A 22,359-nucleotide genomic window follows, 5' to 3' on the forward strand; every position below is an offset into this window, starting at 1 on the left:
TCTTGTTTATTAGGCGAGTTGCAGCGCCTTAGGGAAGAGAATGTTGTTTTCTAAATGAATGTGCCTATGCAGGTCCGCCTCAAATTCTGCGAGCGTTGCATAACAAACCCGCCAAGTAGTACACGCATATTCGGGAGGCGTAAAGTCGTTGGTTAACTCATGTAGCTTTTGTAAAATCAATCCTGCTTCTTCGTGCTCGTGTTGCATTGCATTGATAGGGTTACCTATATGACCAAAACAACCCTGCACTTGCTCGCCTTGACTCATCGCCCGAATCGCAGGAAAGAGGATATTTTCTTCCTTCATCAAATGCGGCATTAAATCTTCTATCAACGCACGAACCCAACCTGCAAATGGAACAATTTCGGCATAATGCTCGCCATGAGCGCGTACCATCTTTTCTGAGTATTCCAGCAATAACGGTGCTTTAGCACGGACATATTGGTGGTGAGTACGCTCAATATAATCAATTAGTTGCTCAAGTGGTAGTTGATTAAGTTCATCTTCTTTAGCACCTGAATGTGTCATGTACTCTAATGCGGCGATGACTTTATTTGGGTCGGCTTGCGCTCGCTTACAGGCACTGATCAGTGCTCGACCACCGCCACAGCAGAAATCGATACCAAATTGGCTAAACACATGGGCGCGGCGAAAATCCTCCGCGACCAGCTCGCCTACTTTACGCTCAAGCCATGGTGATAAAGGGGTGGATGGTTGTTCAACGTGAGACGCTGACGAAAAGCTAGTTGATGACATTGCAACACTCCAAAGCACAAATAATTTACATGCATATTATTTGCAGCTTTGTTGTGATGCAATAAATCCTGACTAATTTAGTCAGGATTTGCTGCGGCTGTCACATTAAATTGTCTGAATTATTCCTAAAGGAGTAGGGTGTAGAGGCTGATAAAGATAAGTCGACGTTTTATCTAATTAGTATTTTTTGGAACTTTGTAGCGTATTGAATTTACCATTCTTTGCGTATCATCTAAGGCTCATCCAATATTAAGTATCTGATGATAAATGAAACTACAAAGGTGCTTTCAACGCCCTAAGAGTAGGGCATTAAAAGCAAATTGTTGAAGGAATGAGGAGATTATTCGACGTTCTGGATCTGCTTGTAAACTTAAAAAATTTGTTAAATAAAAACAATTATTTAAGTTTTAATAAGGTGATTTTTCTATATTTGCTACCCAATTTACTACCCATAAGAGAGCTGTTTAATTGGTTTGTGCAGAAAGAACATTGAGCTTTCCCTCCTCATACCCATTAAGGTGGGAAAGCTGGGAAAGTGGGAAACAAAATAACCCACCTTCATTGTAAAGTTAATTAGCCATGCAATGCTTCTGCTAAATTCGTGACCACATCGTAATTCACGCCGATTGCAGCAAAATGCTTTTCGCCGCAGGCAATTTTATCTTGCTCGGACTCACGTAGTTCTTTGCGGTTACGTGTACTTTTGGTTTCTCGTACCAGATACAGTTTTTCTTCACCTTCTGTCACTAACGCCCAGTCAGGGTTATAGGGGCCAACGGGGGTATCTATCTTAAAGCTGGCGGGTAGTTTGCAGTAAAACTTGATCCGCTCGTCATTATCACAAGCTTTGGCAAACTCACGTTCAACTTCTGAATCGTACTCAACGAAATCAAATAGTGTCTTATCATGGTTTTGCACTTCGTACAGATTATTCAAGTAGCGGGTTATCCCGCGTTCGGCCTCTTGTTCGATGTTGTGCATTTCATAAACACTACCACCGACCTTTTCATACTCGATACCTTGCACTGTCACATGATGCAAAACATCCTGAATACACTGGGTAACTTGGTTAATAAACACTTGCGGATTCTCAAGAAAGTCCTTTAACCTGCCACTGCTTTTGAGTATCTCTACTAAAGTGTGGCGAGTCAGCTCAGTACTGTTTTGCAGATAAGCCAATAGATCGGGCAAATCCGGTGACTGGCTTATTTCTCGCACGCCGCCAGAAATTTGCTCCCCTTCGATCCCGGCCTTGTTGGTATCTAATCGATAGACTTCAGTTGTTATCCGTGAGCGGTGAATTGGCGGCATCTCCGCAATGGCTTTAGCTGCCGCTTTAACCAGCTCATCGGTATCAAAGGTCACGCGGAATCGAGTTCGCTGGCTGATGCGTTCCCAGAGTTCTCTGAATGTCGGGTCTAGCGTAACGTTTTTACGAAGAGTTAGTGTTCGTTTGTCCCGCGCATTAACAATTCTATTCTTAAACACGTATTTATTTATCTCATCCGTGACCTGTGGTCGCATGTGCACCCATTCTGGTGGGAGGTCGAGAATGAAGTGAGGATTCTTAGGATCAAATTTATCCGTCACTTTACCTTCTGCATCCAGGTAGCCACTTTTTTGTAGCGAGCTAAAAATCACTTCTGAAGCTTCTTGTCCAATATTCACATATTGACGAGCGTCAGGATTAGCCAACTTAGCAAAGGCGTTGATCCCCAATTTACCAAAACCTATGCCGTAGTCTTCCTCATACTCAGTCTGCAGTTGCTTGGCGAAGTCATCGTATGACTCGTTGGCAATCACGGTTAGTCTGTTCACCGAAGCATCATGAACACGTTCCCCGTTTTGGTTTACAGGCAAACGTAAGCCTCGGCCAATTTCCTGACGTTTTCTATCAGCGCTTTTGGTTTCGTTTAAGGTACAAATTTGGAACACATTGGGGTTATCCCAACCTTCTCGCAATGCGGTGTGGGAGAAGATAAAACGCAGAGGCTCGTCAAGAGACAGCAAGCGTTCCTTATCGCGCATGATCAATGAATAGGTATCTTCATCGTCTTTAGTTTTGCCTGTGGTGTCCTTAGCTATGCCTTTTTTGTCTTGCGAAAAATAGCCGTTGTGAACCTCTGCCACAGGAAAACTTAACAGTCCACGATACAAGGGTTTTTGTGTTAGTTCGTTGTATGCTTCTTCAAACCAAAGCCCCAGCTTACCTAAACTGGTGGTGCCGTCGTCATTGTATTCGCGGTAGTTTGAGACTTTATCGATAAAAAACAGTGAAAGGACTTTGATCCCTTTGCCTTTAACGGCGAGTTCTTTCTTCAGATGCTGCTCTACGGTTTCATAAATCTGCGCTCGCATCAACTCGCCGTCTAAGCCACCGAGTTGCTCACCTAACCGCAACACTTGACCATTGGCGAACTCAACATGCTCGATACCCGGTTCACAACTGATATTGGCGACAATCCAGCCATGTTGGTATTCCTGCCGCTCTTTCGACGAGGTATATAAGTCAGCACCTTGCTTAACGGTAACCAGCTTTTTCTTTGGTCCGGTTTTATCTTGCACATTAATTTGTAGCTTAGCTTTAATGCCGTTTTTGTTATCCACTTCTTTTAAAGCGACGAATGTATTGTTGAAGCTTTGCTCTTCAACCATGCTGGCGACTTCAATCCGTTTCACCAACTTAAGATCATAGGCTTCTATCGGCCCCAAGCTATACAGTAAGTTATAAGGGTTCTTGTGCGTTGCAGAATAACGCAAGGTACAAAGTGGATTCAGGTTATGTAGCGCTTCAGAACGCTTGGTTTGGTCTTTTCTAGTATCGCCTTCAACCGACTGAGGTTCGTCGATAACGACTATCGGATTAGCTGCACGAATAAAGTCGATGGGTTTGTTGCCACTCAGCTTATCTTGCTCACGGTTGATAATATTTTGCTCTTTCTCAAAAGCCTGAATATTAATCACCATTATCTGAATTTTGTTGCTGGAACCGAACTGGCGCACCTGTCCTAGTTTGGATGGATCATAAACAAAATGGTCGAATGGAACATGGTCGTAAAGCTCACGAAAGTGGTCTCGCATAATCTGAATGCTTTTCAGTACACCTTCGCGGATCGGCACACTCGGCACTACGATAATAAACTTAGTAAAACCATAGATCTTATTGAGTTCAAATAAAGTGCGCAGGTAAACGTAGGTTTTACCCGTGCCGGTTTCCATCTCTACCGAAAAATGCGGCACATGTTTTTTTAACTTGTAAGTACCCTTCTCATCTTCCTGTTCAAGGTCAAAATCTGTCTGCTCTAACTTATCAGCAAGCACAATATTGTTAGTTTCTTGCACCTTGCGCAGGTTTCGCAATAGCTGTGCTTGAGACAATATAAGCTTATTTGAAACGGCAGAAATTCCAGTAAATGCATCGCCGTTCAGTGATAACTGGCTGCCGCCAGCGCTTTGACGTACAGAAACGCTAAATGCGTCTTGCGCCATAGGCTGCTCTTCAAAAAGATCAACAACTGCCTTAACAGCATGTTTTTGATAGTCAAGCGAGGCGTTAAATTTAAGTTTTAATAATGACATCATCGCTCCTTAAACAACTTTAAAGACCATCTCGGCCTCGCTGTTTTGTGAGCGAGCTTTAAACGCTTGAGCAGTGTTAGCTTTTAACTGGTCATTACCTTGGAAGCCTTTATCTAGGCAGATAAATTGCATCGGTTCTAAAGCGATGATTTGTTCAATTAGTTCGTCTGTAATCTTTTCTTCAAGACAGATTAGCAAGGCATCATTCGCTATTGAATATACGATATTGCCATTAAACTCTTTAATAACAATAGATTCAGTTGGCTCAAATCCCGCTTTAAGTAAAATCTCAAAGAGCATATCCAGATTCTGAATATCGTCGTGCACGTTTTCGATAGCATTCAGCAAATTTTGTTGTAATTGGTTTACATCTTCGACTTCATTTGACCAAGCTTTAAAGCAAGAACGATCTAATTTGAAGACTTTCAGACCGAAGTCTTTAGAGTGCGAATTGCAAATAGCTCTATTCTTCTCAAGAGCTTTACTAATCCGCGCAATAGCTATCTTAGATATGCTTGTGTATCCCAATGAATGAGCTTTGGTTTCTTCTTTGCAAGGTTCTGGCAGTTGAACACTGATACAAGATACGTTTTTATTAGCAAATTTTGCATTTACGTTTGCTACTGCATGGGCAGTAGTCCCTGACCCTGCAAAAAAATCAAGAACTGTGAATTCGTCACAATCATTCATACTAATCAAATATTCAATCAGACTAGTAGGCTTGGGGTAATCATCGAAAATGACGCCGAGTTCTTCAATTTCAGAACTCGCTTTTTGTGAGCCGCCGAATCCTGCGAGCGTAGAAATTACATGGCTTTGGGTACTTGAACGCTCTTTTATGCACTCAATTGCCCCTGATGCAATAACCTCAAATCGAGTTACCTGTCCTTTGCTGTCAAAAACCGGGGAAAAATTATTATTTATGAAATCGAGCAATAAGTTCTTTGAACTCCAACCACTAGATACCTCTACTGGCGAAATTAAAGATCCATTCTCAAATAAAGCTTCAGTTTTGTAGTGCGGCCAAACATCATTTCTAGCTTTAATCACTCCTTTAGAAAATGATGATGGAAATCCTATGGGCAGAGTTACGGAAGACACAGGGTTTTTAGGTCCATTCTTTACAACCGTGTTCCTAATTTCACTATTGAAAAGCTTGCTACCCTCATTAGTATTAGGATCAACGACAGGTGGATGTGGGAATTTTTTAACTTCTCTGGCGAAAGCAAGAATATATTCATGACAGCCTTTAACTTTAGCTTGATTGTCAAAATTTCCGTCGGTTTTCCAAGCGAAGACTGCAAGCTTATTTTCTTCCCCAAAAATTTCAAAACAAAGCTTTAGAAGATTATCAAACTCATTATCATCTATAGATATAAAGATAATTCCATCTTCACTCAGTAAGTTGCGAGCCAAAAATAAACGGGGGTACATCATATTCAGCCACTTCGTATGATAGCGGCCTTCTGCGGTAGTATTCGTACTAAATTTTTTCCCGTCATCGTCTAATAATCCAGCGTATGATAAGTAAGTATCAAGTGTTTCTTGATAATTATCTGGATAAATAAATTCTTTACCTGTGTTATACGGCGGGTCGATATAGATCATTTTCACCTTGCCGTAATAGCTCTTTTGCAAAAGCTTTAGTACTTCAAGGTTGTCACCTTCGATAAACAGGTTCTTGGTGGTATCCCAGTCTACAGACTCGTCCGGACATGGTTTTAAGGTTGCCCGGCTTGGCTCCTGAATCACTTTCATACAGTCGCGTTTACCTGGCCATTCCATACCATAACGCTCGCGTCTTCCCTCGTAGATATCAGAGAAGGTCCCTAATTCGGCCTTAAGGCGTTCAAAGTCAATGGATGACACGACATTGCCGTCAGCATCCTTCGTTTCGGTAAACACACCGGGGAAGAGTTGTTTTAGTTCATCACGACGCTGAGCGGCAATATCTAAGCTTTCGCCACTCATTACTTCAGGTTTTTCTGTCATCTTGTTATATCTCTTATAAATTCAAAAATTTGTAGCTTAGACTGGCGTCAGATAGTGTCTGATCCCATTTGGCGTTCGAATGCTTGAGTAACCAAAGCCATGACATGAGATAGATCGTCTAGATTATCGAGGCCTACCTCAACATCACCGTTACCCCAACGCCCTAGATTGGTTACATCTTTACAGAGGCCACGGGGGTCATCTATCTCGGCAAACGGCATATTCAATGATAAACGTAGGCGTTTCGCCTGTGGCACCACATCGACAAAATTGGTCTCGGCTTTAAAGGCGACATAGAGTTTTTTCACTTCTTCTGTTACGCATGGGTCCAGATCCAACACCGCTTTACGGAAAACCTGATAAATTTCAGCCATTTTACCCGTCATCAAATGTGGATGATCTGCCAAACTGTATTCACTTGTTTGGTCATTTGTTGGTCTGTAGGCGTCGATAATATCATTGGGTAATGCGACATCTACCCATACCTTAGTTGCCTTGTCGGCCAGTCTGTTAGCGCGTTTTGTGATTGCATCTTCGTTCCATATAGGCTCGACCGCAATCCCCTCGTTCATCTTGAGAGGGCTGAATTTGAATCCAAATTCATGTTCACACTTGGCGATAAACGCACTGTTGCTGTATTCCGAATTATACCCCGTTAAGGTTAAGTTTCCGAGGGTATGACGGTAAGTCTCCCAAATGCGTTGCCAGTCATCGCCTAGCTCTGCTCGCCACACCTGTGGCAATTTTTCTGGGTTATTGTCTGCTTGCGGCATGATGTGCTCAATGGTGTAATCATCGACCAAAACGCGTTCTTTACGGCCAAAGTTTTCCATCCGCCGTAACCAGTAGCTTTTGTTGCGGAAGTTGTAGATATCTTTGGTTTGAATTTTCCTATGGAACTCCTCATCGTTTGGAAAACGGCGGTAGGATGGTAATAACAGGAAGGAAGCTTGTATGCTTTCGAGGTAGCGATCCTTTTTAAGGCCCATCCCCATCCGAGCAAAGGTTTTGTTCATGGAGTTGGTTGGGATCTCGCAAATGGCGCGTCTGAAAACATAGCTTTCGATTATACGCACAGCAGACAAAAATTCGCTGCGGCTTAAGAGTTCAGACGAGTAGTCTGAATACAACTCAAGCAAAAGTGGATAAGCCACATCAACTTTCAGTTCTCGTAAGTCTTTAAATGCCAGCTTTAACTGTTCGTCCTTCTCTTTGCCTAAGGCGAAAGCGCAGAAATACACCGCATAGTTTCTGATTCCTTTAACTAGTTCATCTACACCTTTGCTTGCAACTACTGGTCGTCTTGAATATTCCTTAAACACGTCATACACATCGCCAATTTTGGGGATCTCACGTGTTTTAACCGTAAGGAAATGACGCATAAAGCTGTCAAAGTAGTCACTATATGCCTGTTGCCCAAACGCTAACTCCATTGGTCGCCAGTATTGTTCATACAGGTGTGTCTGACGCTCTGGCTCTAGGCCCATCAGTATGTAGTTACGGATCAGATCTGCTTGGCTCAGTTCTTTGCCCGTTGAGTTCATGCTCTCAAAAATGAGCTGAGGGTTATCTTGTTCGCGATTTAATGAAATATCGACCACCATCAGTTTGGCTAAGCCGCTGCATACCGGTTTTAAATCGCCCATCTTTTGCAGTTTTAATTTAAAAAACTCAAAATTTTCAACTACTCGTATTGATCTCTCGTTCGGCTGCTCCAGCCCTTTGATGATGGCTTTTAACGACAGATCGTCGGTTTGTGACAATACCAGCTTGTAAAATTTCTCGCCGCTTTCAAGTGGGTTAGTTAAGTAATAGCCTTTTAATTTTGCTTGGCTGAAATCTTCCAATGGTTCTTGATCACCAATGACTTCGGTTAATGCAGCAATTAAAAGGGTTATTGTTGTTAAGCGTTGCTGACCGTCAATCACCAAAAGCGGTGTTTGTGATGAGACGGAATACAGACCTTTTTCAACATAGACAACAGATCCCATAAAATGAGCATTAATGTCGTCATTGTTGCCGCTGCGAATGATGTCATCCCACAATTGTTGGCACTCTTTTTCTTTCCACGAGTATGTTCGCTGGTAGATTGGAATAACAAATTGAGGCGATTTTTTAAGAAACTCTAATAGTTTCGCTTCGGTGGCTTTCATATTAGATCAAGCTCCATCTTATACTGAACACATGTTGTTCAGTTGTGTTCATTTGCAGCTTCTGCTCGATAATGTCGAGCAGGCTATCTTTTTTCTGTTCAACCTCACGAGCTTGTTCATCGTACTCTCGCCACGCTTCGTCCCGCTGTTTTTCCAGCTTTTGCGCTTTGCGCTGAAACGCCAGCTTTTCTGGTAAATTTTTTGAACCCCTGATCTGCCGCTTCAAATCTTTTATCTGTGTGTCCAAGTCTTTTAGGTTGAATTTCAAACCCTTGCGCTTATCGTCAGCCCAGTGGTCGAGTTTTTCCATCTCTTGTTCGAAATAAGCAGCATAACGACCTTCAACATCCCCTAGAATCTGTTGTTTTTGCGCTTCGTATTGTTCAGACGTATCGGCAATTTCTGCTGGCCCCAAATTAATTGCATTGAGACTAAACAACCGGCGCATTTGATCTGCATTAAGCATTTCACCTTCATCGGTGACGCCGACGAAGACCAAATGCTCTTCGGTATCTGCGCCAGTAATAGCCAGCTTGTGTAAAGACAGTATGCCAGTCTGTCCAACCATTGCTTGTAAGGCGTTTACTTGCTGTGGATGATTTGTTAGGTCGAATTGCAAAGACGCCGCTGGGGCATTTACTTCAGTGAGTTGTTGAACTACCTGCTTGGCAAGAGGGTGACCTAATCGATAGACGTGGGCCTCTTCAATATCTTTGCCAATCTCATAAATTCCAAGGGGAATCGCTGGATTCGCGCCATTTGGAAGTTGGGTTAATTCAAATCGATAATTTTTACTTTGCTCTGCCAGACTGAAATCTGCATGTTCGGCAAGTACAAAGCGAGTTATTTCCCATAGCCATTGGCTGTATTTATCGAGATAAGCCTTACTCTCCTGAAGGTTAACTTTGAGCTTGTCATGTACCTCAGCATCAAAGTTTTCCAGCAGTTTTTGTCTTGTATCATCCATCGCTTGGTTGATCTGCTCATCCAGTTCTTTGCGCAACTCTTCGAATTGGAAGGCGATCTGCTCTGGCTCGCGACAGGTTTGATAAATTTCAACAATGCGCTGTTCGAAATCTATCCCGGACTCAATGGCCCCCAATACATCGTCGCTAGCGCCAAAGACACCGCTAAACAAATTAAATTTCTCATCGAGTAGTTCATAAACACGTTGATCGGCTGCATTGGCTTTGTTGAGGAAATTAATCACCACCACATCATGTTTTTGTCCATAGCGGTGACAACGGCCAATTCGCTGTTCAATTCGCTGGGGATTCCACGGCATATCGTAGTTCACTAACAATGAGCAGAACTGTAAGTTAATACCTTCTGCTGCGGCTTCAGTGGCAATCATGATTTGCGCGGTATTGCGAAAGTGCTCAACCAATGCGGCTCTCATATCGGCTGTTCGAGAACCTGTTATCTTGTCTGAACCTTGATTCCGTTCTATCCACGCCTTATAGATCGCCTTTGATTGCTCATCGGTATTAGAACCGTTAAACAACACCAGCTTATCGGCGTATCCGTTTTCGCTGAGCAATCGAACTAAGTAATCTTGTGTGCGGCGAGACTCTGTAAAAATAATGGCTTTTTGCTCGGCACCGAGGTCGGTTGCTTTATCAAACCCAGCCTTTAGGCCGTCAATTAATGCCATTCCTTTTGCGTTCTCGGATATAGAAACGGCTAGCTCACGAAATGCGGCCAGATCTGCGATTTCTTCTTCAATCGCAGCAATGTCGTCGGCAGACAGAGGCTGTTGTTCCTCTTCTATCTCTAGCTCGTCTTCATATTCTTCTAGCGTTTCAAAGTCTGCTTCCAGCCCTTCGAGTCGATTGATCAATTGCTCATTGTCTTTCAATTGGCGTTGTAACTTATTCGCTAACGAATCCAGTGCCCCTGCAATTGCAAAGGTCGAAGATGCGAGCAGCTTGCGAAGCACTAGCGTCATCAGTTTTCGCTGAGCGTTTGGCAGTGCAAAAAGGGAAGGACGCTGTAAATAATCTGAGACCATATCATACAGGGCTTGCTCGTCGTCACTGGGCCAGAATTCTTGCGTGATGGGTTGCCGGTTTGTGTACTTGACGTATTCCATCACTTGACGACGCAAAGTGCGGTGACAAAATGGCTGTAATCGACCTTTCAGCTCACCGAATTGTTCCGGAGAAGTCATCCGAGAATATTGGCTGCGGAAGGATTTTTCATCACCAAAAGCATATTCATCGATGAAGCTAACAAGGCCATAAAGCTCCATCAGGCTGTTTTGTAACGGGGTGGCTGTCAATAATACTTTGGGCACATTGGTCAATGCTGTGCGCAAGGCCCGCGCAGTCTTATTCTGTGTCTTGTAGACATTGCGCAGGCGGTGGGCTTCATCGAGAACTACCAAGTCCCAGCGCACCAACATGAGCTTTTCTGCATGTCTGGCTGCAAAAGGGTAAGAACAAATTAGAATTTCGTTTGCTTCGAACGGGTTTAAGTTGCCAGCTTTGATGGCTGCATTGAATGATTTTGCTTCCAAAATTTGTGATGGAAGAAAGAACTTCTCTGCAAGTTCTTGGCTCCATTGCTTGCGTAAGCTAGCGGGTACGATAATTAACATGCGTTTCTTGCCTTCTGCCCACTTTTGCGACAGAACAAGACCAGCTTCAATGGTCTTCCCTAGACCTACCTCATCAGCCAAAATCGCACCATTGGACAACGGTGATTTGAAAGCAAATAGCGCTGCCTCTACTTGATGGGGGTTGAGATCGACCCTTGCATCCATCAACGTTCCTGCCAGCTTCTCTATAGAAGTGGGTGAACCTCGCTTACTCAGTTCGTGAGCAAAATATTTTGCATGGTACTCAGTTATCGGCATTCGGGAATTCCTTTCTTGGATTTTCATTCTATGCTGGTGAAGTTGACGCTTGAAGTTTCAGTAGATCATCAATGCCACAATCGAACAAGAGACAGAGTTTTTCTATCGTAACTATAAATCCACCGTTTGAGCTGTTTCTCTGTAGAGGATAATAATTGTGGCGCGGCTAAGTCCTGTTTCTCTGGCAACGTCTGCAATACGCATCTTGTGTTCACCCATCATGCGGGCGAGATGGCAGTGACTCATGAGCGTACACTTGGACTAACTATCTGGTCTTAGAAACTGGACTGGATAGTACCACTACTTGCATAGTGTTTTGCGAGCTGAAGTTAAATATTGTTGTCCAAACAGCAATTTGTGAAGCCTTAGAACCATATCTGCAGTAACAGGATATTGAGTTGGATTAGACCTAAACTGCTAGAGGTCAGCTGTCACCATCGACGCAGTCGATTCAAATCGACAAGATTTGCACTATCAGATGGCCATGTCGTTATCCAGCAATTGGTCAGCAGTTTCCCAAGCTGTGCGTCAGTTCGATATAGCACTCAAAAGCTACCAACAGATCGCTTTTTGATGGAAGGCGGGGGCCATGGCCCTGCGTTCGTTAACACCTATCACTGAGAGATGGCTTTTCGGTGGCTTTTTGATGACCCATATGAGGCTCAGCCTTGTGAACGGATTTTAGGTTTATGAGCTATGAGTGCTGGAGTCATCATTTCTTCCCTGAAATTCCAGATAGATAGGAAGCTTTTCAAGATCATTCCATAGCAAGAATAAAGTCACTCTACTTTGGAATATCAGTGACAGTAATCCAAAGGGGAATGTTGGCACTAAGATTCCAGATAGATAGGAAACCCTGCCGATTTATTCCAGCCGATGATTTAGCCGTGATATTCCACTTATGTGGAATTTGATGATCAACATTCCAGATAGATAGTTATGTGGAAAGTTATTGGCTAGGTATTGGGCGGGAATAATCAGATACTTTCCAGTGTGGAATGTTGTCCTTTGTGTTTTCGTAAAATGTTCTAACGGAACAAAGTTATTATTTTTCATTTGGTTATTGTTTTTTCTCTGTGTCGGGACCATGATTTATTGAGAACTAACTGTGAGAGGAAAAAGGATGACAGCTTTTGAATGGGGTATGTTTGGGCTCTGGGTGTTTTTCACGCTGGTGTTCGTCTGGAGTTTATACAGTTACAGAGCCAACAAGATGAACTCCAAGGGTGGCGATTAGTGGCTGGAACTTGCATTTTTCAATGTGGTGTTAGTCTGTAGTAACACTCATTTAAACGTGCTGACTTTCACATGTGAAAGTTTTAGAGAGGGTCTGATGATGAAACACCTGAGTAATATTCTCTTTATGCTGGTTTTTGTCATCGGATTAGCAGCGTATGGCAATACTAGTTTTGCTTGGTTTCTGCTTTGTTTGCCCTTAGTCGTGTGGTTCGGGCATGTGCTTGGTTGGTGCGTGCGCTTTCCAAGGCTTATGGCGTTCGCATGGTTTGTTCTGCTGTGTTTTCAATGGCCAGCAGCGTTAGGATTGAGCGCTTCAGTGATTATCGTGTTGATGTTCAAGCAGCGGCATAGCATTGCTCGGGAAACGCCAGCGAAGCGTCGGCAACAGAGACAATGCCTTTTGGGAAGCTATGATTATGACTTCCGGACCTTTAGTGACGATTAACTTTCATCACTTCCATCCATTTTCCCTGTTTCTTCGGGCTGTTTTCCCTTATCCAGCTCTGCCAGTATCAATGATGCCTTTTCTCCCGCCGCCGCAACAATATGCTCAGGCTGTTCTTCCAGCATTTGTTTCAGTGTTTTAGCCATAGCGCTCTCCATAAATGTTCTGAACAGTTCTGTGAGTGTTTAGAATAAAAATTCTGGCGTTACATGTCACGACTGAACAACGTGACATGTAACGGTTTAGGTTTAGTCATTAAAATTCAATTTGTTATATTCTGGTTTGTGAGTCGATAGTTTTAATTCTTTGTTCTCATTCCTGTATTTGCAGCACCGATAAATATCGCTCAATGTGCCCAAAATGGACAATTCTAGCGGCGAGGATTGTACTCGGTGAACGGTATGATCGCTCATGACAAATCAAGATGTTATGGGAGATACCAGCATATGAATATCGCATTACTGAACAATCTACTCACGTATGAAGAAGTGTGTTCACTAACCAAACTGTCCCAGCCCACTTTGCGCCGTTATGTCAAAGCAGGCAAGTTTCCGCAGCCCATCAAGCCCAATCCAGAAGGTAAGGCCGTCAGATTTAGAGCGAGTGATGTTCGTCGCTGGATGGCTGAGCTCTAATTGGCGGGAGGTAAGAATGGGATTTCATCTTACAGAGACTCACCTTGAATGTCTGGAAAAAGAAGAACGCCAAGTTGTAGGTGGGTGGATAAAAGTAATCGCCAGAACTCGAAAGCAATCCAAGAAGCATGGGTTTGGTGCGTTAATCCAGTGGCGCAACATGGATGGCGTTTTGCTACAGGACATAGTATTCAACCGGGTATTACATGGTGACCAGTCTCGCTTGATTAGGGACGCCCTGATTGATTCTGGCTATTGGTTAGAGCCCTATCCACAAAGCTGGTCGCGTTTGCAGCGCTATTTGCTGCAAGAGATTCTAAAAGCCCCTGCGGGAATTTGTGTCGATTCAACAGGATGGCATGACAGTGTTTATGTCACTCAGGATTGGTGCGTTGGTACAAACTCAGAACCATACTATTACGCGGGTCAGCTCAATGAGTCGATGCTTAAACGCGCCGGTACTTTATCACATTGGCAGTCTCAGGTTGGGGCTTTGTGTGTTGGAAATCCGCTGATGATTTTTGTGGTGGGCGTGGCACTGTCTGCACCGCTACTGCATCCCGCCGCAGTAGAGAATGGTATTTTTCATTTGGTAGGGCCTTCGTCGACTGGCAAGACATCGCTGCTTGAACTGGCAGCATCTGTCTATAGTGATAGATCTTTCGTCCGCAGTTGGATTTCGACGGCCAATGGCTTGGCTGCTGTTGCCGCTGAACAACACGATATGATGCTGGGACTTGATGAAATTGGCTTAGCGCGTCCTGAGGATGTTGATATTGCAACTTATCATATTGTCGCCGGTACCAGTAAATTGCGGGCTACAGAGAGTGGGGGATTAGCAAAACCATCCCACTGGCGAACGTTGGCGTTGAGTACTGGTGAAGTATGGTTGTCAGAGGTATTTGAATCGCTTGGCAAACGGCCTAAGGCTGGGCAACAGATTCGTTTAGTTGAAATCCCGGTATTTGGTCAGTTCGGAGCTTTTGATGTATTGCATCGCTTTCAACGCCCGCAATTGTTTGTCGATCATGTGAAGTCTCAGACCAGCCGATACTACGGAAGCTTATTTCCCGAATGGATGAATCTTCTGACATCAACCTATGAGCTTGCTCATTATACCAAATCAGAGATTCAGCGGCTGGTTGATCAATGGCGTACCAGTAGTATGTCTTCCCAAGTGATTCGGGTATTGCAACGCTTTGCTCTGGTCGCTACTGCGCTTGCTTTAGCTTCGCGCAATTATTTGGTGCCTTGGGATGAGGAAGAGTCTATTGATTCTGTGAAGCAAGTCTTGGGTCAGTGGTTAGCAGCTCGTGGCCACGTCATGAACACAGAGGAACATCAGGTCTTGGCCCGCTTAAAAGTCTTGCTGCCAAAATGGGAAAAGGCTCTATCTCCTATGGGGCAGCAGAATACTGCTTCGTTGCTCGGATATTCCAGAGATGTTAATGGCGAGCGGCAATGGCTCATTGATAAAAGCCAGTTTTTGCGCCAGTTGGAAATGCCTGGGCAGTATATGCGCGAGGTAATGCCTTTACTCCAACGAGGATGGCTCACTACCAATGAGCCCGAACGTGCAACGTTAAAGCTTATGGTAAATGGCAGATCGAGACGTTTTTTTGCACTCTTGCCAGACCGAATTTTTGCAGGGATACAGGAGTTAGAAATTGATGACTAGCACAGCTTATATCCCAGTTTCCCACTTTTCCCAGTTAGCCTTCGGAGGAAAATGTAATGAGTGAACAAACCTTCGTTTTGCCTAGTGAAGAAGTTCGTACTCAAGTGCTCAGTCAATCAGGTCAGTGTGAGCGACTGGTCAGAGAGCCTGACCGTAAGATGATCACTGGCGTCAGTCGCACTAAGTGGTGGATGATGGAACGGCAAGGCTTAGCCCCCCAACGGGTCAGGCTGAGCGCCCATTGTGTGGCTTGGCGGCTTTCAGATCTGCTGTGGTGGATTGAGCAGAGAAAAGCCGCTTGAGTAAAGTTAGAGCCCTGTCCTGTGTAGGGTGGGGCTTTTATATCGTCAATATTTGTTGAAGCCGATGGTAAGCTTCTGAATGTTTCTCTGGGTTCATTTTGGCCAGGTTTTGCATTTTCCAACGAACAGCAGGTAAATGGTCGATTCCTGAAAGCTCCAAAAGAGACCAGTCGGGGGAACGATTTTTGAAAGATAGTAAAAATGATCTCTCTTGAGGCGTCAAAGACGAGTTTATGAGCCTCACCAGCTGCTCGCGAGTTGCTTCGAGTTCCGCTTGGGGAATGTCTTGATCGGCCATATTCCGAAACTCTCCTTCATAAACACCTGAAATGTCCTTGAAGTTTGGTCTAAGTAGTTCGGCAATAGGACGTGGGTGGCTAATAATATAAACCAATAAGGCTTTGCGAAGCTCATCGGTGAGTCCTTCGTTATCAAGTAGTTGCTTGACGTCGAAAAGATCCCTCGGGTGTTGACGATCCAGTGCTGCACAGATTTTCCCCGCGTATAAATCGGCAAAATTCACCACTGGCATCTCTGCAAAACCAAACTCATCTTCAACAGCCCCACTTACTGGCATGACTTGGGGGTCGTAAACCGTACCGCGTAGTACAGGGGAGAGTTCAATTTTGATTTGAACGTTATCTCGCTCCACCAATAAACGCAGAGCATCTGATTTATCCAGGAAGGAGCGGACAACACGAGTATTGTCGATGTTAGCCGTTATCGTGGAGGCCAGGGTATCTAGGTTGCTCTTGATGGTCTGCAGGGCTTCATTCCGTTCCATCATGGGCAGAAAAACTAAGTCGATATCAACCGAAAGTCGAGGAAAGTCACGAACGAACAAATTGATAGCGGTTCCACCTTTGAGAGCGAAACAGTCGTGCTGCGCAACAAAAGGAATAATCCTGAGCAGTAGCTGCACTTGTCGGTAGTAGTGGCTTTGTCTATTCATGTTTTCACATATCCTTAGGCACTGTTATTTGCCAGGTTGGCTCTAGTTTGCCGCCTTTAGCGATCAGTCGTTTACCAGTGCCCAGTGCATACTGTTCTGGTGTGAGGTATTTAAGCCAAGCGTGTTGATGTCTTCCTGCCAGCCAGAGAAAGAGTCGCTTTGCTTTGATACTGCTACAGGCTTTCAGCAAGGAATTCAGCTTACGAGGCGATAGGTTGTGTAATCCTTGCATAAGTTGGTCAGCGTGTTCAAAGCTGATGGTATTGGGCACTATAGCTAAAAGCTCCAAAATGGCTTTCTCTGGACAGGAATAATGTAATGAAGGAAGAGATGCTTGCCAGCTATCTTGCCTCAGGTACTGGTTGTCTTGCATTAGCGTCTCTGGCCATAGGCGACGAGTGCCATGCCACTTAAATTGTGCTGGCGCATCGATTCTAGCCAGCCATCTAGGCAGCATCTCAGTAGAATAGAGGTGAATCTTGGGTTTGTTTCCTTTGGACAGGTAATGGCCAAGTCCTTCCAGCTCTAATGCTGTCAGACCTCCAACATGGACAGGGACATCGGCCATGCGTTGCAACGAAGCAACGATTCCTTTCCAGGATAGCTTCGCTTCTTGCCTAGTGTAAACACCGGCTGCGACAGGGATCAGCGTTTGGCTCCGGACTGCATTGTCCAGAAAATGCAGGTTGAGTCCTTGCGTCTCCAGCCATGATTTGGTGGCGATCATATCCAACGGCAGCAGTTTCTGTAGTTGCTGTCTGGCTTCAGTGTTCAGCATAACTGATCCCATTTTGGTTTATAAAAAAGAAAATACACGTTGATTATCGGCGTGATTTTCAGACTTTTCAAACTAATTTGAATTTTGGGTTTGTAAGTTTGTAATTTCACGTCAATTATTGCCGTGAAAATTGTGATTTAAAAACCGTGTCAAAATTGACAATCTTATTTTCCCCATCGCCATTAACAATTGGAGCCAGCCACTCACCAAGCATGTTGTGAGCCACTTTGCGCTCCTCAAAATAAGCATCTTTGTTATAGATACCATCAGTTCGGTTACCTGGAATTTGGTTAAGGCATCGTTGAGCTATATTGTCAGGAATATTCATCTTACCCATTCGGGTTCTGGCAGTGCCTCTTAGGTCATGCACCCGGCGCTTTTCAAACGAGAAAAAGTTCTGTTCAAACAACTTCTTCAGTGCATGGTTTAAGGTATTCTCGCAGACATGTGGGGTACGTGCCTTTTTGCTTATTCGTCTGGCTGGGAATACCCATTCGCTACCACAACTGCGGATCTTCAGCTCTTCCAACCACAACAGGGCTGCATCACTGAGAGGAATGTCGATTGCGCGACGTTTCTTGGTGCGTTTTTTCGGCAGATGCCACACTCGATTTGGCAAATCAAACTCATGCCATGGTGCGGCCAATAACTCCATTTTCCGAGTACAAGTCGCAATCAACAAAGCACAAGCCAAATAGTTCTCTCGACTGAATTGCGCAGGGATCGCTCTGAGCTTGGTAAAGAACTCAACGACTTCGGTTTCGGTCATAGGGTCGTTTGCAGCTTGTTCCTCCCCACCTGCATCTTTGGGTCGAAAAGGGCTTGCAGGGTTGAACTGAGTAACATCGAGCTTGATGCCATGATCAAAAATGCGCTTGAGCATACGCATTACGTCGTTAGATATGGTTGGTCTTGGTGGTTTATCACCATAACCATTAGCGATATCCCGTAGGATTTCACTGATGTCGAGTGGTCTTATTTTATCTAGCTCGACTTTACCGATACGCCAAGCCACCTCTCGTTCGTAAAGGCTCTTTTCTTTTTCGTGGGTAGCAATTTGTCGCTGGCGGAGCTGATGATAGTCAGCATACAAATCATTCAGTGTTTTAAAGGGATTCTGATTAACTTTCTTGCGTTCTTGGACGGGATCAACTCCTTCACGTTTGATCGCTAACCTCAGCTTGGCGGCCTCATCACGAGCATCGGCCAGTGACCAGTCATCAACTTTACCGATAGTGTACTCGCGCCGAAGCTTAGTTGCTGGTGTGGTGTAGCGCAGCATCCAGTAGGCATCCCCGCGTTTGGGAGTCATCAAATACAGTCCATCGCCATCGGAGTGTCGGACGGATGATTTTTCCTTAATCAGTTTTTTAACGGTTTTGTCATGCAAATTGCCCATTTCTCGACCTCAAAAAATTGGGGAGTACAGTCTCGCTTAACTAACTATAGCGAGAAAATACTCCCCAATCTACTACCCATAACTACCCAAACTTAGTAGGTTTGCAATGGATGTTATGAGTGTCATTTTTTCATAATTTAATGATTTACAATGGTTTTAAGTCCGTCTTTGACCACTGGTGAAGGTTACTCTATGTTTTGGATCTGCTCGCGCATTTGTTCGATGAGCACTTTGAGCTCGACTGCGGCGGCGGTGATTTCAGTGCTGATGGACTTAGAGGCGAGGGTGTTCGATTCGCGGTTAAATTCTTGCATCATAAAATCTAAACGGCGACCTTCGCTGCCACCTTTTTTGAGGATGCGGCGGGCTTCGTTAACATGGGCTTCGAGCCTGTCCATTTCCTCTGCCACATCTTGTTTTTGCGCTAATAAGATCATCTCCTGCTCGATGCGGGCGGGATCGAGTTCACCTTTGATTTCGGCGAGGCGATTGGTGAGTTTATCCCGCTGATATTCCATGACTTTAGGCATATGCTCGCGCACAACGGCGATTTGCTCGCTGACGCCGTCTAAACGGCTTAAGAGCATGTCTTTGATGGCTGCGCCTTCACGGCCACGGGCTTCAATGAATTGGTCGATAGCTAAGTCGAAGGCGGTCATTAAATCGGCACCAACCGCGTCCATATCCTGCTCAGCACTAGAAAGTACTCCTGGCCAGCGCAAAATATCGGTGAGGTTGACTTCGCCTTGTCCTGCTTCTTGTTTGAGCCAACTGGCGGCGTCGAGTAGCTGTTTGGCTAACCCTTGGTTTAATTTAAGTTCGTTATTGCTGTTATCGGCTAATTCGTAGCGTAAATTGACCTCGACTTTACCGCGGCTTAAGCGTTTACGCAGGCGGTCGCGCAAAACGGGCTCGAAGCTGCGGAATTGTTCTGGCAGACGTAGGTAAGTTTCGAGATAACGCTGGTTGACTGAGCGAATTTCCCAAGAGGCAGTGCCCCATTGTGCTTTGTGCTCAATGCGAGCGTAGGCTGTCATGCTTTGGATCATGGGTTGTCCTAGTGGTTTAATCGTCATAATGAGAGGCGATTATAGAGTCAATGGCTTTAGGATTAAAGGCATACCACTACTCGCGAGGAGGATTAGGTGTTTGTGTGACGAGTTTGCTAGAGAATCACCCTAAGCATGGCATCTATAGGCACAAAACCCTATAATATGCAGCCAAAATCGGTCAATGACTCAGAATACAGGAATTTCGCATGCGTCCAAGTAACAGAACGCCAGCACAAACACGCCCCATTACTATCACTCGCCAATTTACGGCCCATGCCGAAGGTTCTGTGTTAGTCGAATTTGGCGAAACTAAAGTGCTTTGTACCGCCAGTTTTACTGAGGGTGTACCGCGTTTCCTTAAAGGTCAGGGCCAAGGCTGGGTAACGGCGGAATACGGCATGTTGCCACGCTCAACCCATAGTCGTATGGACCGTGAAGCCGCTCGTGGCAAGCAATCTGGCCGCACGCAAGAAATTCAACGTCTTATCGGCCGTGCGTTGCGTGCCTGTGTGGATATGAAAGCGCTGGGTGAAAACACCATTGTCATCGATTGTGATGTGATCCAAGCTGATGGTGGTACTCGCACCGCGTCAATCACTGGTGCTTGTGTCGCCTTAGTGGATGCGCTTAACTGGGCTCGTGGTAAAGGCATTATTAAATCTAACCCGCTTAAGTTCTTAATCGCTGCGGTCAGCGTGGGTATCTACAACGGTGAAGCGATAAGCGACCTAGAGTATGTTGAAGACAGCGCAGCCGAAACCGATATGAACGTGGTAATGACAGAAACCGGTAAGATTATCGAAATTCAAGGCACTGCCGAAGGTGAGCCGTTTACTCACGAAGAGTTGATTGAGCTACTTGGTTTAGCGAAGAACAGTATTCGCGAAATCGTCGATGTGCAGAAAGCCGCATTAAATTAATTGTTATTGATAAAAAGCCCCGTTATGGGGCTTTTTATTAAATCAATATTGCTATAACCCAATAAAAATAGAACGTTAAAGTCGTAAGGAGAGATTGTGAAAGCCTATCAACGTGAGTTTATTGAATTTGCCCTAGAGCGTCAGGTGTTGCGATTCGGCGAGTTTACCCTTAAATCGGGCCGTATCAGTCCTTACTTCTTTAATGCAGGCCTATTCAATACTGGCCGTGATTTAGCCCGTTTAGGGCGTTTTTATGCGGCGGCGTTAGTGGATTCTGGCATAGAGTACGATCTGTTGTTTGGCCCAGCTTACAAAGGTATTCCGATTGCGACCACGACAGCGGTGGCTTTGTGCGAACATCACGATATCGATATTCCCTACTGCTTTAACCGTAAAGAGAAAAAAGATCACGGTGAGGGCGGTAGCTTAGTCGGTAGCGAGCTTAAAGGTCGGGTAATGCTGGTGGACGATGTAATCACTGCGGGGACGGCGATCCGTGAGTCGATGGAAATCATCGAAGCTCATCAAGCGCAGCTGGCAGGCGTATTAATCGCGCTGGATAGGCAAGAAAAGGGCAAGGGCGAATTGTCAGCCATCCAAGAGGTCGAGCGTGATTTTGGCTGTGGTATTGTGGCGATTATCAAGCTTGCGGATCTGATCCGCTATTTATCTGAAAAACCAGGTATGGAAGCGCAACTAGCAGCGGTAAGCCAGTACCGTGAGCAGTATGGCATCGAGGCCTAATAAGGCTTAAGCGTGTTATAAACCGCTAAAACAGAAACGCTGCGATCCTGTCGCAGCGTTTTTTATGCCTCGCACAAAGTAAGGTCTTACTTCGACTGGTGTAAAAACTCGGCGCGGGTCGCGGGGTTGGATTTAAAAATACCACCTAAGGCCGTAGTGGTGGTGGAGCTAGTGGAGTCCATCACGCCGCGGGATTTTACGCAGTAATGCACCGCATCCATTTTAACCGCAACATCTTTAGTTTCGAGCAAGGTCTGCAGCGCGACTAACACTTGCTGAGTCAAACGCTCTTGTACCTGAGGACGTTGGGCAAAGAAACGTACAATGCGGTTAATCTTTGATAAACCAATAATTTTTTTACGTGGAAGATACGCAATGGTTGCCGTGCCATCAATAGTGACAAGATGATGTTCACAGGTACTGGTCAGGCTAATATCCTGTACGCGCACCATTTCATCAAAGCCCATTTTGTTATCAATTACAGTGATCTTTGGGAAGTTCGCATAATCTAGACCGGAGAAGATTTCGTCGACATACATTTTGGCGATGCGGCGTGGGGTATCGGCAAGACTGTCATCAGAAAGATCCAGTGACATAAGCGTCAGAATTTCCTTCATATGGTGTTCAATCTTGTCCTTACGCTCTTCAGGAGTAAACACACTGGGGAGCATGGGGGTTTCAAGTCCGCGCTCTTGTAGGGCGGCCTGTACTTTTACTGCTGCTTCACTTAATGACATTTTTATCCTCCACTACTTCAGTAGCGGCTATCACTGAAAACCTAGCACTGGTCGCTGAATATCAGCAATCAGGCGCGCTAGGGTATAAATCGATTCGTTGTCACTTGGACAAGAACAAGGTGGGGCAGAATAGCGCGAATT

At 44.9% G+C, this 22,359-nt stretch carries 17 protein-coding genes and 1 pseudogene; 6 read left to right on the forward strand and 12 right to left on the reverse strand.

Translation table 11 applies throughout. From position 1 onward, the window contains the following. Positions 1-9 precede the first annotated feature (9 nt). From ric to MMG82_RS10055, 6 genes and pseudogenes are all read right to left on the reverse strand, one after another. Positions 10-756 carry an iron-sulfur cluster repair di-iron protein gene (gene ric / locus MMG82_RS10030; protein WP_241406808.1) on the reverse strand — a complete coding sequence of 249 codons (747 nt, stop codon included), beginning with the start codon at positions 754-756 and terminating at the stop codon, positions 10-12. A 573-nt stretch (positions 757-1,329) separates the two neighbouring features. Further along, the gene (locus MMG82_RS10035; RefSeq protein ID WP_241406809.1) at positions 1,330-4,335 is read right to left on the reverse strand and encodes a DEAD/DEAH box helicase family protein; all 3,006 of its coding nucleotides are present in this window, start codon (positions 4,333-4,335) and stop codon (positions 1,330-1,332) included. Between the two features lie 9 nt (positions 4,336-4,344). Next, positions 4,345-6,327, reverse strand: coding sequence for a site-specific DNA-methyltransferase (locus MMG82_RS10040; protein ID WP_241406810.1), 1,983 nt, complete (start codon positions 6,325-6,327; stop codon positions 4,345-4,347). Between the two features lie 47 nt (positions 6,328-6,374). Continuing rightward, the gene (locus MMG82_RS10045) at positions 6,375-8,480 is read right to left on the reverse strand and encodes a DUF262 and DUF1524 domain-containing protein (protein ID WP_241406811.1); all 2,106 of its coding nucleotides are present in this window, start codon (positions 8,478-8,480) and stop codon (positions 6,375-6,377) included. A 1-nt stretch (position 8,481) separates the two neighbouring features. Next, complete coding sequence (locus tag MMG82_RS10050; RefSeq protein ID WP_241406812.1) at positions 8,482-11,337, reverse strand: SNF2-related protein; 2,856 nt, start codon at positions 11,335-11,337, stop codon at positions 8,482-8,484. A gap of 28 nt (positions 11,338-11,365) precedes the next feature. Continuing rightward, positions 11,366-11,583 (reverse strand): annotated as a pseudogene (locus MMG82_RS10055) (helix-turn-helix transcriptional regulator). Between the two features lie 1,087 nt (positions 11,584-12,670). On the opposite strand from MMG82_RS10055, the gene MMG82_RS10060 reads away from it, so the two are divergent. Beyond that, positions 12,671-13,021 carry a hypothetical protein gene (locus tag MMG82_RS10060; protein WP_241406813.1) on the forward strand — a complete coding sequence of 117 codons (351 nt, stop codon included), beginning with the start codon at positions 12,671-12,673 and terminating at the stop codon, positions 13,019-13,021. On the opposite strand, the gene MMG82_RS10065 is transcribed toward MMG82_RS10060, so the two are convergent. Beyond that, positions 13,018-13,167 carry a hypothetical protein gene (locus MMG82_RS10065; protein WP_164478965.1) on the reverse strand — a complete coding sequence of 50 codons (150 nt, stop codon included), beginning with the start codon at positions 13,165-13,167 and terminating at the stop codon, positions 13,018-13,020. The genes MMG82_RS10060 and MMG82_RS10065 overlap by 4 nt on opposite strands. Positions 13,168-13,467: 300 nt before the next feature. On the opposite strand from MMG82_RS10065, the gene MMG82_RS10070 reads away from it, so the two are divergent. The 3 genes from MMG82_RS10070 to MMG82_RS10080 are packed head-to-tail and all read left to right on the forward strand — an operon-like array spanning position 13,468 to position 15,636. Beyond that, entirely contained in the window at positions 13,468-13,656 is a 189-nt protein-coding gene (locus tag MMG82_RS10070) for a helix-turn-helix domain-containing protein (RefSeq protein WP_041416689.1), read from the forward strand. Positions 13,657-13,672: 16 nt separating this feature from the next. Continuing rightward, positions 13,673-15,334, forward strand: a complete 1,662-nt coding sequence (locus tag MMG82_RS10075; RefSeq protein WP_053037468.1) for a DUF927 domain-containing protein — start codon at positions 13,673-13,675, stop codon at positions 15,332-15,334. Between the two features lie 56 nt (positions 15,335-15,390). Then, on the forward strand, positions 15,391-15,636 hold the full coding sequence (locus MMG82_RS10080; protein WP_241406814.1) for an AlpA family phage regulatory protein: 246 nt from the start codon (positions 15,391-15,393) through the stop codon (positions 15,634-15,636). A gap of 37 nt (positions 15,637-15,673) precedes the next feature. On the opposite strand, the gene MMG82_RS10085 is transcribed toward MMG82_RS10080, so the two are convergent. The 4 genes from MMG82_RS10085 to MMG82_RS10100 form a co-directional block, all read right to left on the reverse strand. Continuing rightward, entirely contained in the window at positions 15,674-16,588 is a 915-nt protein-coding gene (locus MMG82_RS10085; RefSeq protein WP_053037469.1) for a nucleotidyl transferase AbiEii/AbiGii toxin family protein, read from the reverse strand. Between the two features lie 4 nt (positions 16,589-16,592). Beyond that, positions 16,593-17,366, reverse strand: coding sequence for a type IV toxin-antitoxin system AbiEi family antitoxin (locus MMG82_RS10090; RefSeq protein ID WP_046127239.1), 774 nt, complete (start codon positions 17,364-17,366; stop codon positions 16,593-16,595). Between the two features lie 115 nt (positions 17,367-17,481). After that, positions 17,482-18,765 (reverse strand): site-specific integrase, encoded by a 1,284-nt coding sequence (locus MMG82_RS10095; protein WP_053037470.1) that lies wholly within the window; start codon positions 18,763-18,765, stop codon positions 17,482-17,484. A 185-nt stretch (positions 18,766-18,950) separates the two neighbouring features. Further along, on the reverse strand, positions 18,951-19,814 hold the full coding sequence (locus MMG82_RS10100; RefSeq protein WP_099457350.1) for a YicC/YloC family endoribonuclease: 864 nt from the start codon (positions 19,812-19,814) through the stop codon (positions 18,951-18,953). A 209-nt stretch (positions 19,815-20,023) separates the two neighbouring features. Between MMG82_RS10100 and rph the strand changes: the two genes are divergently transcribed. Beyond that, on the forward strand, positions 20,024-20,737 hold the full coding sequence (gene rph / locus MMG82_RS10105) for a ribonuclease PH (protein ID WP_011073930.1): 714 nt from the start codon (positions 20,024-20,026) through the stop codon (positions 20,735-20,737). 96 nt (positions 20,738-20,833) lie between these two features. Beyond that, complete coding sequence (gene pyrE / locus MMG82_RS10110; RefSeq protein ID WP_037422911.1) at positions 20,834-21,481, forward strand: orotate phosphoribosyltransferase; 648 nt, start codon at positions 20,834-20,836, stop codon at positions 21,479-21,481. Between the two features lie 86 nt (positions 21,482-21,567). Here pyrE and folE read toward each other — a convergent pair whose 3' ends face one another. Then, positions 21,568-22,218: a GTP cyclohydrolase I FolE gene (gene folE / locus MMG82_RS10115; protein ID WP_037422910.1), complete on the reverse strand. Its 651-nt coding sequence runs from the start codon at positions 22,216-22,218 to the stop codon at positions 21,568-21,570. Between the last annotated feature and the right edge of the window lie 141 nt (positions 22,219-22,359).

This window comes from Shewanella sp. MM_2022_3 (assembly GCF_022557375.1).
GTDB lineage: Bacteria > Pseudomonadota > Gammaproteobacteria > Enterobacterales > Shewanellaceae > Shewanella > Shewanella xiamenensis.